General features: G+C 65.0%; 16 protein-coding genes. All 16 read right to left on the bottom strand.

Features of this window, described 5'->3' with window-relative positions; translation table 11 throughout:
* Window positions 1-162 precede the first annotated feature (162 nt).
* Entirely contained in the window at window positions 163-1,479 is a 1,317-nt protein-coding gene (locus RPB_RS13065; RefSeq protein ID WP_011441480.1) for a nicotinate phosphoribosyltransferase, read from the bottom strand.
* Between the two features lie 62 nt (window positions 1,480-1,541).
* Window positions 1,542-1,826: a DUF1467 family protein gene (locus RPB_RS13060; RefSeq protein WP_011441479.1), complete on the bottom strand. Its 285-nt coding sequence runs from the start codon at window positions 1,824-1,826 to the stop codon at window positions 1,542-1,544.
* Window positions 1,827-1,828: 2 nt separating this feature from the next.
* The gene (gene mce / locus RPB_RS13055; RefSeq protein WP_011441478.1) at window positions 1,829-2,233 is read right to left on the bottom strand and encodes a methylmalonyl-CoA epimerase; all 405 of its coding nucleotides are present in this window, start codon (window positions 2,231-2,233) and stop codon (window positions 1,829-1,831) included.
* Between the two features lie 38 nt (window positions 2,234-2,271).
* A complete protein-coding gene (locus RPB_RS13050) occupies window positions 2,272-3,942 on the bottom strand; it encodes a ribonuclease J (protein ID WP_011441477.1) in 1,671 nt (556 codons plus the stop codon).
* Window positions 3,942-4,757, bottom strand: a complete 816-nt coding sequence (locus tag RPB_RS13045; RefSeq protein ID WP_011441476.1) for a biotin--[acetyl-CoA-carboxylase] ligase — start codon at window positions 4,755-4,757, stop codon at window positions 3,942-3,944. The genes RPB_RS13050 and RPB_RS13045 overlap by 1 nt, the downstream gene beginning before the upstream one ends.
* The gene (gene nuoN, locus RPB_RS13040; RefSeq protein ID WP_011441475.1) at window positions 4,758-6,194 is read right to left on the bottom strand and encodes an NADH-quinone oxidoreductase subunit NuoN; all 1,437 of its coding nucleotides are present in this window, start codon (window positions 6,192-6,194) and stop codon (window positions 4,758-4,760) included.
* A 19-nt stretch (window positions 6,195-6,213) separates the two neighbouring features.
* On the bottom strand, window positions 6,214-7,731 hold the full coding sequence (locus RPB_RS13035) for an NADH-quinone oxidoreductase subunit M (protein ID WP_011441474.1): 1,518 nt from the start codon (window positions 7,729-7,731) through the stop codon (window positions 6,214-6,216).
* Window positions 7,731-9,836, bottom strand: a complete 2,106-nt coding sequence (gene nuoL, locus RPB_RS13030; RefSeq protein WP_011441473.1) for an NADH-quinone oxidoreductase subunit L — start codon at window positions 9,834-9,836, stop codon at window positions 7,731-7,733. The genes RPB_RS13035 and nuoL overlap by 1 nt, the downstream gene beginning before the upstream one ends.
* A gap of 65 nt (window positions 9,837-9,901) precedes the next feature.
* Window positions 9,902-10,213 carry an NADH-quinone oxidoreductase subunit NuoK gene (gene nuoK, locus RPB_RS13025; protein WP_011441472.1) on the bottom strand — a complete coding sequence of 104 codons (312 nt, stop codon included), beginning with the start codon at window positions 10,211-10,213 and terminating at the stop codon, window positions 9,902-9,904.
* Entirely contained in the window at window positions 10,210-10,848 is a 639-nt protein-coding gene (locus tag RPB_RS13020; protein ID WP_011441471.1) for an NADH-quinone oxidoreductase subunit J, read from the bottom strand. The genes nuoK and RPB_RS13020 overlap by 4 nt, the downstream gene beginning before the upstream one ends.
* Window positions 10,849-10,857: 9 nt before the next feature.
* Window positions 10,858-11,346 (bottom strand): NADH-quinone oxidoreductase subunit NuoI, encoded by a 489-nt coding sequence (gene nuoI / locus RPB_RS13015; RefSeq protein WP_011441470.1) that lies wholly within the window; start codon window positions 11,344-11,346, stop codon window positions 10,858-10,860.
* A gap of 7 nt (window positions 11,347-11,353) precedes the next feature.
* A complete protein-coding gene (gene nuoH, locus RPB_RS13010) occupies window positions 11,354-12,379 on the bottom strand; it encodes an NADH-quinone oxidoreductase subunit NuoH (protein WP_011441469.1) in 1,026 nt (341 codons plus the stop codon).
* A gap of 9 nt (window positions 12,380-12,388) precedes the next feature.
* Window positions 12,389-14,464, bottom strand: a complete 2,076-nt coding sequence (gene nuoG / locus RPB_RS13005) for an NADH-quinone oxidoreductase subunit NuoG (RefSeq protein ID WP_011441468.1) — start codon at window positions 14,462-14,464, stop codon at window positions 12,389-12,391.
* Between the two features lie 5 nt (window positions 14,465-14,469).
* A complete protein-coding gene (gene nuoF / locus RPB_RS13000; RefSeq protein WP_011441467.1) occupies window positions 14,470-15,795 on the bottom strand; it encodes an NADH-quinone oxidoreductase subunit NuoF in 1,326 nt (441 codons plus the stop codon).
* 18 nt (window positions 15,796-15,813) lie between these two features.
* The gene (locus RPB_RS12995) at window positions 15,814-16,029 is read right to left on the bottom strand and encodes a hypothetical protein (protein WP_041798241.1); all 216 of its coding nucleotides are present in this window, start codon (window positions 16,027-16,029) and stop codon (window positions 15,814-15,816) included.
* A complete protein-coding gene (nuoE, locus tag RPB_RS12990) occupies window positions 16,026-16,775 on the bottom strand; it encodes an NADH-quinone oxidoreductase subunit NuoE (protein ID WP_011441465.1) in 750 nt (249 codons plus the stop codon). The genes RPB_RS12995 and nuoE overlap by 4 nt, the downstream gene beginning before the upstream one ends.

The raw sequence follows: 16,775 nt of genomic DNA, 5'->3' as shown, positions 1-16,775 counted from the left end.
GCGCTCGGCCTGGTTCTTCTCGCGCGCGAATCCTCGCGACAGATCATCCGCTGATCGCGCTGCGGGCGCAGTCGACACAGGCTCGCATGCAGAACACGAATCGTACCGCAAGCCGCGCGACGCGGCGCCCGGAGCGCCGGCGAATTCCTCGCTGCGAATCGACTACACGTCGACGGCGTGATCCGTCATGCCTTCCGTCCCGAAGATTTGAAGATAACGCCCGACATCCGCGTCGGGACCCGTCGCCTTCGTCGGGTTGTCGGACAGTTTCACGGCCGGGCGACCGGCCGCCTCGACGACCTTGCACACCAGCGAGATCGGATCGAGAGCATTGCCGCCGTTCGGCGCGCAGCCGCGGAAATCGTTGGTCAGGTTGGTGCCCCAGCCGAAGCTGACCCGGACGCGATCCTTGAAATGCCGGAATGACTGCTCGATCGAGTCGATATCCATGCCGTCGGACAGGACGAGGAGCTTCTCCTTCGGGTCCCGACCATTCGCTTTCCACCAGTCGATGAACTCGTCGCCCCCCGCGATCGGCGGCTTGCTGTCCGGGCGCGCGCCGGTCCAATCCGCCACCCAGTCGGGCGCATTGCGCAGGAACGAGGTCGTCCCATAGGTGTCCGGCAGGATCACCAGCAGGTTGCCGTCATACAGGTGGCGCCAATCGTCGAGCACCGCGTAGCGCGACGCGGCCACCATCTGATCGTCATCGCCGGCCAGCGCCGCATAGACCATTGAAAGTTCATGGGCGTTCGTGCCGATGGCTTCCGAGCCGATTTCCATGGCGACGTGGACGTTGCTGGTGCCGATGAAGGCGTCGCCGATGCCTTCCTGCAGGGCTTCGCAGCACCATCTCTGCCACAGATAGCCGTGCCGACGGCGCGTGCCGAAATCACCGACCTTCAGCCGGCCGGCCGCCTTGAGCACCTGCAGACGCTCGACTTTGCCCCACAGCTTCGCCTTGGCGCGCGCATAAAGGACGTCGAGCTCGAAGCGCCCCATATTGCGCATCGCTTTGCGCGCGCGCAGCTCGTTGATGATCGAAAGCGCCGGAATTTCCCACATGGTCGTCAGCGACCATGGCCCGGCGAAGCGAAGTTCGTACTGGCCGTTACGAACGTCGACCTCGTATTCCGGCAGCGCGAAGGTCTCGAGCCAGGACAAAAATTCGGGTCGGAAGATCTGCTTCTTGCCGTAGAACGTATTGCCGGCCAGCCAGATCATTTCCCGCTTGGACAGCCGAAGCGTTCTCGCGTGGTCCAGTTGCGCCCGCAATTCGCCGATATCGATCTCGTCTGCGATCCGGATCGATTTCGATCGGTTGATCACCCCGAACGTCACCGGCGTATCCCGATGCTTCATCCAGATCAGCTGCAGCATCAGCAGCTTGTAGAAATCGGTGTCGAGCAGCGTGCGGACGACGGGGTCCATCCGGTAGTTGTGGTTGTGAACCCGGGTGGCGATATCGGTAAAACTCATCTCGGACACCCTCGGGGTGGGGCTTGCGCAGGCGACGATCGCGAGGCGCGCCCAAGCGGACGCTACAGCGGAAATCCCAACAGCTTCGACAGCCGCCCGATCTCGAGCCAACCCGAACGATAGGCGTAGAGCGCGACCGCGAAGATCGCCGCCGACGCCACGGTGGCCCACAACGCCTTGCGCGCCAGCAGCGTCGTCACCGGGGCGCCCGGATCGCTGCCGGGCACGTCGTCGTCCACGGTATCGACCTCGGTGCGATTGCGCACCCCGAACGGCAGTGTCACGAAGAACACGACCCACCACAGCACGAAATAGACCGCCAGCAGACTGCCGATCTGGCTGAACATGATTACGACTGCTCGATCTCGACCAGCGCGCCCGAGAAATCCTTCGGATGCAGGAACAGCACCGGCTTGCCGTGCGCGCCGATCTTGGGCTGGCCGTCGCCGAGCACGCGCGCACCTTCCTTGATCAGCGTGTCGCGCGCCGCGATGATGTCCGGCACTTCGTAGCAGACGTGATGGATGCCGCCATCGGCGTTGCGATCGAGAAACTTGGCGATCGGCGACGCTTCGCCGAGCGGCTGGATGAACTCGATCTTGGTGTTGGGCAGCGTCACGAACACGGTGATGACGCCGTGTTCCGGCAGCGGCACCGCCTCGGAAATCTCGGCCTGGAAGGCGGCGCCGTAGATCTTCGCCGCCTGCTCCGCATCCTTCACCGCGATCGCCACGTGATTCAGCCGCCCCAGCATGACACTCCTCCGTTCTTGATCTTGTTAGTTATAGACTCTCAAACCTTCAGCACGTGCACGAAACACAGCGGCTTCTTGCCCCACTCCGCCTGCACCGTCGAGCGCACGGTGCGACGCACCGATTCGGCCACGGCATCCGGATCGCGCCGGCGCGCTTTCGGCAGGCCCTCGACGGTGGCGACCACGGCGTCGAACACGATGTCGTCAAGCGGCTCGCCGGCACTGTTGTTTTCCGGAACGCCGATCAATTCGACTTCCGGATCGTCGACCATCTCACCTGCCTGCGTCAGCGCCAGCGCCACGAAGGCACACCCGGCGAACGCCATCTTGCGACGCTCGGCGACCGCGCGCGACTTTTCCTCTTCCAGGATGGTCCCATCCTTGTACAGCCGACCAGCCGGCAATTGGTCGATGATCGCCGGATCGCCCGGCCCGAGCCGGATCAGGTCGCCGTTGCGGCAGGTCAGCACCTTGGGCACGCCCATCTGCCGCGCCAGCTTGGCGTGCTCGTTGAGATGCAGGGCTTCTCCGTGCACCGGAATCAGCAATTGCGGCCGCACCCACGAGATCAGCTCGCGCAATTCCTCGCGCCGCGGATGGCCGGAGACGTGCACCAGATGATCGCGGTCGGTGATCACCTCGATGCCCTGATTGACCAGCCCGTTGATGATGCTGCCGACCGCCTTTTCGTTGCCCGGAATGGTGCGGGAGGAGAAGATCACGCAGTCGCCCTTGTTCAGCGTGACGTCGGGGTGATCGTCGCGCGCAATCCGCGCCAGCGCCGCGCGGGGCTCGCCCTGGCTGCCGGTGCACAGCGCCAGCACCTTGTCCGGCGGAAAATGCCCGTAATATTCGGAGCCGCGAAAGCCCTGCACCCCGTCGAAATAACCACACTCGCGCGCGACCTGGGAGACGCGATCCATCGCGCGCCCGACCAGCACCACTTCCCGGCCCGCCGCCTTCGCGGCGTCGGCGACGGCGCGCATGCGCCCGACATTGGAGGCGAAGGTGGTGACTGCGACGCGGCCTTTGGCGGCCTTGATCAGACCGGTCAGCGACGCCCCCACTTCGGTCTCCGACGGCGAGTGGCCGTCGCGCACCGCGTTGGTGGAATCGCCGATCAGCGCCAGCACGCCCTCGTCGCCGAGTTCGCGCAGCCGCTTCTCGTCGGTCGGCGGCCCGACCACGGGAGTCGGGTCGATCTTCCAGTCGCCGGTGTGCAGCACCAGCCCCGCCGAGGTGCGGATCGCCAGCGCGTGCGATTCCGGAATCGAATGGGCGACCGGGATGAACTCGACGTTGAACGGGCCGAGGTCGATGCGGCCGCCGGACGGCACCACGGTGATCGGGATCTTCAGCGTGGTGCGCTCGGCCGCGAGCTTGGCGGCGAACAGCGAGGCGCTGAACTTGGTGGCGTAGATCGGACAGCGCAGCTTCGGCCACAGATCGATGATGGCGCCGAAATGATCCTCGTGGGCGTGCGTCAGCACGATGCCAACGAGGTTCTTCTTCTCTTTCTCGAGAAAGCGGATGTCCGGCATGATCAGATCGATGCCGGGCAGATGCTCCTCGTCGCCGAACGACACGCCGAGATCGACCGCAAGCCAGCTCCGCTGCTGGCGGTTGCCGAGCCCGTAGATCGACAAATTCATGCCGATTTCGCCGACACCGCCAAGCGGTGCAAAAACCAGATCGTCGGGTCGTGCCATTAGTCTGCAGCCTTTGCTGACGCCGCATCGCCGAAATAGACGTCGCCGGCCGCGATCGGAATGCGTCTCCGATCGGACGTTATCAGGACCATACAGCCCGTTTCATCGATGGTGTCGAATATCCCGGAAACCACCGACGAGCCCGACCGGATGGAAACCGTCTGACCGAGCCCTGCGGCCCGATCCAGCCAGAGATCGCGGATCTTGGCGAAACCACGCCCGTCATCCCAGATGCCGCGCATCTCGTGCCACGAATCCGACAGCGCCGCAAATACGTCTTCCGCGCTGGCGGACACGCCGAGCTGGCTCAAGCACGTCACCGCGGTCGGAAGACCTTCCGGCGCAGCGACCACGTTCGTGCCCATTCCGACCACAACGGCGAGGCGTCCGTCCGGCAACGTCTCGGCTTCGAGATTCATCCCGACCAGCTTCGATCCGCCTGCCAGAATATCGTTGGGCCACTTCAGCCGATAATCGTTCGCAGCGGAATTGGGCGAGCGCATTGCGGCCTCGACGCTCACCTCCCGCAAGGCCTTCTCGAGCGCGACGCCTGCAGCAAAGCCGAGGGTCGCGGCGACGGCCGGGGTGACATTGAAGCTCTCGAAGACGGAGCTGGCCAAATTGCCGCGCGGAGCCACCCAGACCCGATTGCGACGACCGCGTCCCGCGGTCTGCATTGTCGTCACGAACCAGCAAGGCGTCCGCCCTCCCGCTCGGGCATATGCCATTGCGTCGGCGTTGGTGGAGCCGGTCTCGTCGAAAACCTTCAGGCCGACGCCGGCCGCGCGCGCCTTCGGACCGAGGGTGAACGCCACCTAGAACAGCGACTTGGCTGCGGCGCTCGCGGCGTTCACCAGCGGCGCCGGATAGAGGAAGAACAACATGTTGAAAAGCCCGGCGACCGCGAGCACGCCGCGCAGCTCGAGCCGCATCCGGTCGATCCCCGGCGCCGGCTCGTCGAAATACATTACCTTGATGATCAGCAGATAATAGTAGGCGCCGACCACGCTGGTGACGACGCCGATCACCGCCAGCGCGAACAGCCCGGCCTTGATCGCCGCCATGAACACGTAGAATTTGGCGAAGAAGCCGGCGAGCGGCGGGATGCCCGCCATCGAGAACAGCAGCATCGCGAAGAAGAACGCCAGCGCCGGATTGGTGCGCGACAGGCCGGCGAAATCGCTGATGTTCTCGACATGCAAGCCATTGCGGCGCATCGCCAGGATCACCGAGAACGCGCCGAGTGTCATCGCCACGTAGATCGAGATGTAGACGATCACGCCCTGCGCGCCCTCGACGGTGCCGGCCGACAGGCCGACCAGCGCGAAACCGATATGGCCGATCGCCGAATACGCCATCAGGCGCTTGATGTTCTTCTGCCCGATCGCGGCGAACGAACCCAGCGCCATCGAGGCGATCGCGACGAACACCACGATCTGCTGCCACTGCGGCACGATCTCCGGAAACGCCGTCAGCGTCACGCGAGTGAACACCGCCAGACCCGCCACCTTCGGGGCGGAGGCGAAGAACGCCGTCACCGGGGTCGGGGCGCCCTCGTAGACGTCCGGCGTCCACATGTGGAACGGCACCGCAGAGACCTTGAAGCACAGCCCGGCGAGCAGGAACACCAGGCCGAAGATCAGGCCGATACTGCCGTCCTTGGCGGCGGCGGCGATGCCGGCGAACTGCACCGTGCCGGTGAAGCCGTAGATCAGCGAGCAGCCGTACAGCAGCATGCCTGACGACAACGCGCCGAGGATGAAATACTTCATGCCGGCTTCGTTCGACTTGGCGTCCTCGCGATTGCTCGCCGCCACCACGTAGAGCGCCAGACTCATCAGCTCGAGGCCGAGATACAGCATGATAAGGTCGCCGGCCGAGATCAGCAGCATCATGCCGACCGACGACAGCAGCACCAGGATCGAATATTCGAACATCCGCCGCGACGGATTCGACATGATCTCGGACGACAGGATCAGCGTCACAGCCGATCCGATCAGCGCCAGTACCTTCAGGAAGCGGGCGAAATCGTCGACGATGAAGCTGCCGCCGAAGGTCACGAGCCTGCCCGCCGGCAGCATCAATTCCAGCGCACCGGTCAGCACCAGCAACGCGACCGCGAGGGTCGTAACGAGGCCGGTCGTGCGTTGGCCACCATAGGCGCCGACCATCAGCAGCAGCATCGAGCCGATCACCAGCACGAGCTCCGGCATGATCGGCAACAGCGAATAACCGGCAGTTTCGAAATTCATAGCTTGCGGTCCTTGCCGGTTACGGAAGCGCGGCTGCCTTCACGGCAGTCACGGCGGCGGCGTAATTGTTGACGAGTTGCTGGACCGAGGCGGCCGACATGTCCAGCACCGGCTTCGGATAGAAGCCGAACAGAATGGTGAGCACCACCAGCGGCGCCAGGATGATCCCCTCCCGCCAGGTCAGGTCCTTGATGTCGGCCAGCGCCGGCTTGGTCAACGCGCCGAACACCACCTTGCGGTAGAGCCACAGCGCATAGGCCGCCGACAGGATCACGCCGAGCGTGGCGATGGTCGCGGTGGGCACGTTGACGCGGAAGGTGCCGAGCAGCGTCAGGAACTCGCCGACGAAGCCCGAGGTGCCCGGCAGGCCGACATTGGCCATGGTGAACACCAGGAACACGAAGGCGTAGATCGGCATCCGGTTGACGAGGCCGCCATAGGCCGCGATCTCGCGGGTGTGCATGCGGTCGTAGATCACGCCGACGCAGAGGAACAGCGCGCCCGACACGATGCCGTGCGAGATCATCTGAAACACGCTGCCGGCGACGCCCTGGGTGTTGCCGGCGAAGATGCCCATGGTGACGAAGCCCATATGCGCGACCGAGGAGTACGCGATCAGCTTCTTGATATCCTCCTGCATCAGCGCGACCAGCGACGTATAGACGATCGCGATCACCGACAGGCTGAACACCAGCGGTGCGAAATACACCGAGGCATCCGGGAACATCGGCAGCGAGAATCGCAGGAAGCCGTAGCCGCCCATCTTCAGCATGATCGCGGCGAGCACCACGGAGCCCGCGGTCGGCGCCTCGACATGCGCATCCGGCAGCCAGGTGTGCACCGGCCACATCGGCATCTTGACCGCGAACGAGGCGAAGAACGCCAGCCACGCCCAGGTCTGCAGGTTGCGCGGGATCGCGGTGGTCATCAGCGTCGGGATGTCAGTGGTGCCCGCCGTCCAGTACAGCGCCATGATCGCCAGCAGCATCAGCACCGAGCCGAGCAGCGTGTAGAGGAAGAACTTGAACGATGCGTACACCCGGCGCGGGCCGCCCCAGACGCCGATGATCAGGAACATCGGGATCAGGCCGCCTTCGAAGAACAGATAGAACAGCACCAGGTCGAGCGCCGAGAAGGTACCGATCATCAGCGTTTCCAGCACCAGAAACGCCATCATGTATTCGCGCACCCGCACCGTGATGGACTTCCAGCTCGCGAGGATGCAGAACGGCATCAGCGCGGTGGTCAGGATCACGAACGGCAGCGAAATGCCGTCGACGCCCATGTGAAAGGCGATGGTGGCGCCGAGCCACGGCGCCTTCTCGACGAACTGGAAGCCCGGGTCGGCGGCGTCGAAGCGCCAGACCAGGATCAGCGACACCGCGAAGGTGATCAGCGTAGTCCACAGCGAGATCCAGCGCGCATTGCGGCGCGCCGCCTCGTCATCGCCGCGAGCGAGATAGACCAGCGCCGCGCCGACCAGCGGCAGGAAGGTGACGACCGACAGCACCGGCCAGGTCATGATTGAAGCCGACATTAGCGGCCTCCCCCGCCGAGCATGAACCAGGTGATCAGACCGGCCACGCCGATCAGCATCGCGAATGCGTAGTGGTAGAGATAGCCGGACTGCAGCTTGACGACACCGCGGGTGACGTCGAGCACCCGGGCCGAGACGCCGTCGGGGCCGAGGCCGTCGATCAGCATGCCGTCACCCTTCTTCCAGAGTTGCCGGCCGATCCACTTCGCCGGCCGCACGAAGATCACCTCGTACAATTCGTCGAAGTACCATTTGTTGAGCAGGAAATTGTACAGCAGCGGATGCTGGGTCGCGAGCTCGACCGGCAGATACGGCCGGCGGATGTAGAACATCCACGACACCAGGAAGCCCACCGCCATCATCACCGTCGGCAGATACGCGATCCCGGCCGGGATGTGATGCATCTCCTCGATGATGCCGGGATGCATCTTCAGCGAATTGCGGAAGAACTCCTCGACGCCGTGGCCGGCGAACAGCTCCTTGAACGGATAGCCGGCCGCCAGCGCGCCGACCGCGAGCACGAACAGCGGGATCGTCATCGTCAGCGGGCTTTCGTGCGCGGCCTCGTAGTGCTTCCGGTCGTGCGGCTCGCCGTGGAAGGTCTTGAAGATCAGCCGCCACGAATAGAACGAGGTCAGCAGCGCGGCGACGACGGTCATCAGGAAGCCGTAGAACGACATCGGATTGTGCGAGACGTAGGCGGACTCGATGATCGCGTCCTTGGAGAAGTAGCCGGCGGTCAGCGGGAAGCCGGTCAGCGCCAGCGTGCCGATCACCATCACGATGTAGGTGAAGGGGATCTTGTCCTTCAGCCCGCCCATGTGGCGGATGTCCTGCTCGTGGTGCATCGCGTGGATCACCGAGCCGGCGCCCAGGAAAAGCAGCGCCTTGAAGAAGGCGTGGGTGAACAGGTGGAACATGCCGACCGAATAGGCGCCCGCGCCCATCGCCACGAACATGTAGCCGAGCTGCGAACAAGTCGAATACGCCACGATCCGCTTGATGTCGTTCTGCACCAGACCGATCGTCGCGGCGAACAACGCCGTGGTGCCGCCGATCAGCATCACGAAGGCCTGCGCGTTCGGAGCCAGTTCGAACAGCGGCGACAGCCGCGCCACCATGAACACGCCGGCGGTGACCATGGTGGCGGCGTGGATCAGCGCCGACACCGGCGTCGGGCCTTCCATCGCGTCCGGCAGCCAGGTGTGCAGCAGGAACTGCGCTGACTTGCCCATCGCGCCCATGAACAGCAACAGGCAGGTCAGCGTCAGCGCGTCGGCGTTCCACCCGAAGAAGTTGATGGTCTTGCCGGTCAGCCCGGGCGCTGCCGCGAAGATGGTGTCGAAATCGGTCGAGCCGACCAGCATGAATATCGCGAAGATACCCAGCGCGAAGCCGAAATCGCCGACGCGGTTGACGACGAAGGCCTTGATCGCGGCGGCATTGGCGGACGGCTTCTGGTACCAGAAGCCGATCAGCAGGTAGCTCGCCAGACCGACGCCTTCCCAGCCGAAGAACAGCTGCACCAGATTGTCGGCGGTCACCAGCATCAGCATCGCGAAGGTGAACAGCGACAGATAGCCGAAGAACCGCGGCCGGTGCGGGTCCTCGTGCATGTAGCCGATCGAATACAGATGGACGAGGCACGACACCGTCGTCACCACGACGAGCATCACCGCGGTCAGGGTGTCGACCCGCAGCGCCCAGGCGACCTGCAGGTCGCCGGAATTGATCCACGGGAACAGCGCGACGCGGGCATCGTGATGCATGAAGCCGACGTCGACCAGCGTCACCCAGGACAGCGCGCAGGAGATCATCAGCAGCGCGGTGGTGATCACCTCGGTCGTGCGCGAACCGAACGCCGCGGGCTCGACCGGACCGTGACCGTGATCGTCGTGGCCGTGATCATCGTGGGCGTGCGCATCGTGGGCGTGCGCATCGGCGGCATGGCCGTGCGCAGCATGACCATGCGCGGCGTGGCCGTGACCATGATCGCCGTGGTCCATGGTGTCGCCGCTCGGGTGCCGGGCATGGGCGCCAGCGAGCGCGATGATTGCGGCGATCAGCGCGCCGATCAGCGGCAGGAATACGATAGCCTGGATCATGCGCGCGCCTTCGCCGGGAGCCGGATCGCGCCGCGGGTCCGCGACGCTTGATGGACGATCATGCCCTAGCCCTTCATCAGGTTGATATCTTCAACCGCGATCGTGCCGCGGTTGCGGAAGAACACCACCAGCACCGCCAGGCCGATCGCGGCCTCGGCCGCGGCGACGGTCAGCACCAGCAGCGCGAACACCTGGCCGACGATGTCGTTGAGATAGATCGAGAACGAGACCAGGTTGATGTTGACGGCCAGCAGGATCAGCTCGATCGACATCAGGATGATGATGACGTTCTTGCGGTTGAGGAAGATGCCGAGGATGCCGAGCGTGAACAGCACCGCTGCGACCGACAGGAAGTGACCCAGACCGATCTCGTTCATCGCACCCACTCCGAGGAATCGCCGTCGGACAGTCCCTGCCCCGGCTTGACCTTTCGGATCGCCATCGCGGTCTCCTTCGAGCGGGCGTTCTGCTCGGAAATGTTCTGCCGCTTCACCGACTTCTTGTGGCGCAGCGTCAGCACGATCGCGCCGATCATCGCCACCAGCAGGATCACGCCGGAGATCTGGAAGTAGTGGATGTAGCGCGTGTACAGCACCAGGCCGAGCGCTTCGGTGTTGCTGACGTCGGTCGGGATCGGCGCCGTGATCGTCTTGGTGACGGTGGGCGTGATCACCCAGCCGCCGGCGAGCAGCAGCAGTTCGGCGAGGAAGATGAAGCCGATCAGCAGGCCGAACGGCAGATATTCGAGGAAGCCCTCGCGCAGCCGGCTGAAATCGACGTCGAGCATCATGATCACGAACAGGAACAGCACGGCGACCGCGCCGACATAGACCACGATCAGGATCATCGCCAGGAATTCGGCGCCCATCAGCACGAACATGCCGGCGGCGTTGACGAACACCAGGATCAGGAACAGCGCCGAGTGCACCGGGTTGCGCGCGAACACCACCATCACCGCGGCGGCGATCGCGGCCCCGGCGTAGAGATAGAAGAACAGGACAGGCATGGACATGGCGTCAGCTCACCGGTACGGCGCGTCGAGTTCGATCGACTTGGCGATCTCGCGCTCCCAACGATCACCGTTCGCGAGCAGCCGAGCCTTGTCGTAATACAGCTCTTCGCGGGTCTCGGTGGCGAATTCGAAATTCGGCCCCTCGACGATCGCGTCGACCGGGCAGGCCTCCTGGCACAGCCCGCAATAGATGCACTTCACCATGTCGATGTCGTAGCGCACGGTGCGGCGGGTGCCGTCGTTGCGCCGCGGACCGGCCTCGATGGTGATCGCCTGCGCCGGGCAGATCGCCTCGCACAGCTTGCAGGCGATGCAGCGCTCCTCGCCGTTGGGATAGCGGCGCAGCGCGTGCTCGCCGCGGAAGCGGGGCGAGATCGGATTTTTCTCGAAAGGATAATTGATCGTCGGCTTCGGCTTGAAGAAATAGCGCATGGCGAGGAAGAACGCCGATACGAATTCCGTCAGCAGCAGCGAACGGGCGGTTGCGTTGATATTCATGACGGCCTCATTTCGGCGCGAGCCCCGCGAATTGCAGGACGGCGGCGACGATCACCACCATCGCCAGCGACAGCGGCAGGAACACCTTCCAGCCGAGCCGCATCAGTTGGTCGTAGCGGTAGCGCGGCACGATCGCCTTCGCCATCGCGAACATGAAGAACATGAACAGGACTTTGAGCGCGAACCAGACGATCCCCGGCACCCATGTGAACGGGGCGTAGGGCACCGGCGGCAGCCAGCCGCCGAGAAACAGGATCGTGCCCATCGCGCACATCGTGACGATCGCGACGTATTCGCCGAGCACGAACAGCATGTAGGGCGTCGACGAGTACTCGACCATGAACCCGGCGACCAGTTCGGATTCGGCTTCGACCAGATCGAACGGCGGCCGGTTGGTCTCGGCCAGCGCCGAGACGTAGAACACCACGAACATCGGAAACAGCGGCAGCCAGTACCAGCCGAGGACGCCCCATTGCGAGTTCTGCGCCTGGACGATCGCCGTCAGGTTGAGTGAACCGACGCACAGCAGCACGCAGATAATCACGAAACCGATCGAGACCTCGTAGGACACCATCTGCGCCGCCGAGCGCAGCGCGGCCAGGAACGGATATTTCGAGTTCGACGACCAGCCGGCCATGATGATGCCGTAGACCGACAGCGACGACACCGCCAGGATGTACAGCACGCCGACATTGATATCGGCGATCACCCAGCCGGCGCTGACCGGGATCACCGCCCAGGCCGACAGCGCCAGCACGCAGGTCACCAAAGGCGCCAGCAGGAACACGCCCTTGTTGGCGCCGGACGGGATCATCGGCTCCTTCAGGATCATCTTCAGCAAATCGGCGAAGGATTGCAGCAGGCCCCACGGCCCGACCACGTTCGGGCCACGCCGGATCTGCACCGCCGCCCAGATCTTGCGGTCGGCAAGCAGGATGTAGGCGATCGAGATCAGCAGCACCACGATCAGCAGCACGCTCTGCCCGATCACGACGATCAGCGGCCACAGGTTGGTCATGAAGAAATCAGCCATGGGCCTCGCCTACTCCGCCGCCGTCAGCATCTGCCCCGACGCCAGGCGGGAGCACTCCGCCATCACGGCGGACGCCCGCGCGATCGGGTTGGTCATGTAGAAATCGGCGATCGCCGGCTTGATCGGTGCCTTGTCGACGCTGCCGCCGGACGCGGCGAGCGCGCGCACCGCACCGGCGTCGCCGGCCTCGATCTGGTCGACCCGCATCAGATGCGGCACCGCGGCGAAGATCGCCTTGCGCAAGCTGGCCAGCGAATCGAACGGCAGCTTGTGGCCCAGCGCCTCGGACAGCGCACGGATGATCGCCCAGTCCTCGCGCGCGTCGCCTGGCGGAAACGCCGCCCGATTGGCGATCTGCACCCGGCCTTCGGTGTTGACGTAGATGCCCGACTTCTCGGTGTACGCCGCGCCCGGCAGGATGACGTCGGCGCGATGCGCGCCGCGGTCGCCATGGGTGCCGATATAGACCACGAACGCGCCGTCCGGCAGCTTCACCTCGTCTGCGCCGAGCGCGAACACCACGTCCAGCGCACCGGCGGTGGTCATCTGCGCGGCGTCGATGCCGCCGGCGCCCGGCACGAAGCCGATGTCCAGCGCACCGACGCTGGACGCCGCCGGATGCAGCACCGCAAAGCCGTTCCAGCCGTCGGCGAGCGCGCCGATATCGACCGCGAGCTTGGCCGCCGCCGCCAGCAGAGCCGCGCCGTCGCGGCGCGAGGTCGCAGCCGCGCCGACCAGCACGATCGGGTTCTTCGCGGCCTTCAGCTTCTCGGCGAAGGAATGCTTGCCGGAGGCAAGGTCCGCCAGCGTCTCTGCGCCGGCGCCGAGATACTCGGTCGGATAGGTCAGATCGGCCTGCTCGCCGATCACGCCGATCGGCAGGCCGCTGGCGCGCCAGCGCTTGCGGATACGGGCGTTGAGGATCGCCGCTTCCTTGCGCGGGTTGGAGCCGATGATCAGCAATGCATCGGCCTGCTCGAGGCCGGCGATGGTCGGATTGAAGATGTACGACGCCCGCCCCGCTTTCGGATCGAACGCGGCGACGTTCTGCGCAGCCAGGTTCGACGAGCCGAGCGCCGCCAGCAATTGCTTCAGCGCGAACATCTCCTCGACCGCGGCGAGATCGCCGGCGATCGCGCCGATCTTCTTGCCGCCGACGCCGGCGAGCTTGGCCTTGATCGCGGCGAACGCTTCCGGCCAGCTCGCCGGGCGCAGCTTGCCGCCGTCGCGGACATAGGGCCGGTCGAGCCGCTGGGTGCGCAACCCGTCGACGACGTGGCGGGTCTTGTCGGAGATCCACTCCTCGTTGATCGCCTCGTTGACGCGCGGCAGGATCCGCATCACCTCACGGCCGCGGGTATCGACCCGGATCGCCGAGCCGACGCCGTCCATGACGTCGACCGACTGCGTCTTGCCGAGTTCCCAGGGCCGCGCGGCAAACGCATAAGGCTTCGAGGTCAGCGCGCCCACCGGGCAGATGTCGACCAGATTGCCCTGCAGCTCCGATGTCAGCGCGCTCTCGAGATAGGTGGTGATCTCCATGTCCTCGCCGCGGCCGGTCGCGCCCATCTCCGGCACGCCGCAGACTTCGGCGGCGAAGCGAACGCAGCGGGTGCACTGGATGCAGCGGGTCATCGAGGTCTTGACCAGCACGCCGAGATACTTGTCCTCGACCGCGCGCTTGTTCTCGGCGAACCGGCTGGTGTCGACGCCGTAGCCCATCGCCTGGTCCTGCAGGTCGCACTCGCCGCCCTGATCGCAGATCGGGCAGTCGAGCGGATGGTTGATCAGCAGGAACTCCATCACGCCCTCGCGGGCCTTCTTCACCATCGGCGATTTGGTGTTGATCTCCGGCGGCTCGCCGTTCGGACCCGGCCGGCAATCGCGCACGCCCCAGGCGCAGCTCGCCACCGGCTTCGGCGTGCCTTTCAGCTCGACCAGACACATCCGGCAATTGCCGGCGATCGACAGTCGCTCGTGATAACAGAACCGCGGAATCTCCGCGCCGGCCGACTCACAGGCCTGCAGCAGCGTGTATTCCGGCGGAACCTCGACTTCCTTGCCGTCGACGATGATCTTGATCATGGCTGTTACTCCGCCGCCACCATATGCGCCGGATCGAGCACGCCCTGATCGTCGAGCGTGGCCTTGCGCGAGAAATCGTCGATGCGGCGCTCGATCTCGGGCCGGAAGGCGCGGATCAGGCCCTGGATCGGCCAGGCCGCGGCGTCGCCGAGCGCGCAGATGGTGTGGCCTTCGACCTGCTTGGTGACTTCCAGCAGCATGTCGATCTCGCGCTTGTGGGCGCGGCCGTGCACCATGCGGTCGAGCACGCGCCACATCCAGCCGGTGCCTTCGCGGCACGGCGTGCACTGGCCGCAGCTCTCGTGTTTGAAGAAGTAGCTGATGCGGGCGATCGCGGCGACGACGTCGGTGGACTTGTCCATCACGATGACGCCGGCGGTGCCGAAGCTCGACTTCACCGCGCGGGTGCCGTCGAAATCCATGATCAGTTCTTCGCAATCCGCCGCCGGAATCAGCGGGCACGACGCGCCGCCGGGAATGATCGCCAGCAGATTGTCCCAGCCGCCGCGGATGCCGCCGCCGTGCTTCTCGATCAGCTCGCGGAACGGAATGCTCATCGCCTCTTCGACGACGCAGGGCGTGTTGACGTGGCCGGAGATGCCGTAAAGCTTGGTGCCGACATTGTTCGCCCGGCCGATGCCGGCGAACCAGGACGCGCCGCGGCGCAGGATGTCGGGCGCCACCGCGATCGACTCGACGTTGTTGACCGTGGTCGGGCAGCCGTACAGGCCGACATTGGCCGGGAACGGCGGCTTCAGCCGCGGCTGGCCCTTCTTGCCTTCGAGGCTTTCCAATAGGGCCGTTTCTTCACCGCAGATATAAGCGCCGGCACCATGTGCGACATACAGGTCGAACGGATAACCGTGGACGTTGTCCTTGCCGATCAGCTTGGCCTCGTAGGCCTGATCGATCGCGGCTTGCAGATGCTCGCGCTCGCGGATGAATTCGCCGCGGACGTAGATGTAGCCGACATGCGCACCCATCGCGCAGCCGGCAATCAGGCAGCCCTCGACCAGCGTGTGCGGATCGTGCCGCATGATCTCGCGGTCTTTGCAGGTACCAGGTTCGGACTCGTCGGCATTGACGACGAGATAGCTCGGCCTGCCGTCGGCATTGTCCTTCGGCATGAACGACCATTTCAGGCCGGTCGGAAAGCCGGCGCCGCCGCGGCCGCGCAGGCCGGACGCCTTCATCTCGCTGATGATCCAGTCGCGACCCTTGTCGATGATCGCCTTGGTGCCTTCCCACTGCCCGCGACGGCGCGCGCCCTTGAGGCCCCAATCGTCGAGCCCGTACAGGTTCCGGAAGATGCGGTCCTTGTCGTCCAGCATGGCTTGCGGCGTTCCCTGTCAGCGATTCGATTGCATGTAAGCGAGGCCAGCAGCGCATCCACCGAAGGTGAGCGCCCACAGCAGGCTCGATTCGAGTGTCGCACTCAGCGCGTAGCGCTGCAGCAGAAAAATGAAGCCCGCGGCGACCACCGCGTGCATCGCGATATAGAACGGCTGGCGCATCGGTTCGGCCCTCTCCGCGCGGCCCGAGGCCGCCTTGCTCGGCTCGGTCATGGCGGGTTCTTTTCGCTGGCGTCGGCGGCCGGCGCCTTCGGATCGGGCCGCTCTCGCGTATTTGCGGCTTCGGTGGTGCGCTTCGGCTCTTGATCGGTCAGCGCCGGGCCGTCATTGGTGTCGGTGGCGACGTTGATCCCACCGGTCTTCAGCGTCGTCGGCCCGGTGATCGGCGCCGCGTACTGGCGGCCATTCTGCGGGCCGGGCTTCGGCGGGTTCCCGGCGGCGAAACCGTCGAGCACCTTGTTCAGGCTCTCCGGCGTCAGATCCTCGTAGGTATCCTTCCAGATCTGCACCATCGGCGCATTCACACAGGCGCCGGCACATTCGACCTCTTCCCACGAGAAGTCGCCGTCGGCCGACAGATGGAACGGGTCGTGATGGATCCTGCTCTTGCAGACTTCGATCAGTTCGCCGGCGCCGCGCAGCCGGCACGGCGTGGTGCCGCAGACCTGAACATGCGCTTTCTTACCGACCGGATTGAGCTGGAACATCGTGTAGAAGGTCGCGACTTCGAGCGCGCGGATATGCGGCATCTCGAGCATGTCGCTGATGACGCGGATCGCCGCTTCCGGAAGCCAGCCGCCGCACTGCTCTTGCGCCCGCCACATGATCGCGATCACCGCCGAGAACTGGCGCGCGGGCGGGTACTTGGTAATCTCGCGCTTGGCCCAGGCGAGGTTCTCCTCGGTGAAGGCGAAGCTTTCAGGCTGCAGCTCCTTGGGAGCCAGACGACGAACGGACAT

This window comes from Rhodopseudomonas palustris HaA2 (assembly GCF_000013365.1).
Classification (GTDB): domain Bacteria; phylum Pseudomonadota; class Alphaproteobacteria; order Rhizobiales; family Xanthobacteraceae; genus Rhodopseudomonas; species Rhodopseudomonas palustris_J.
Note: the sequence above shows the minus strand (reverse complement) of the source record. Positions and strands in the feature narration are given on the sequence as shown.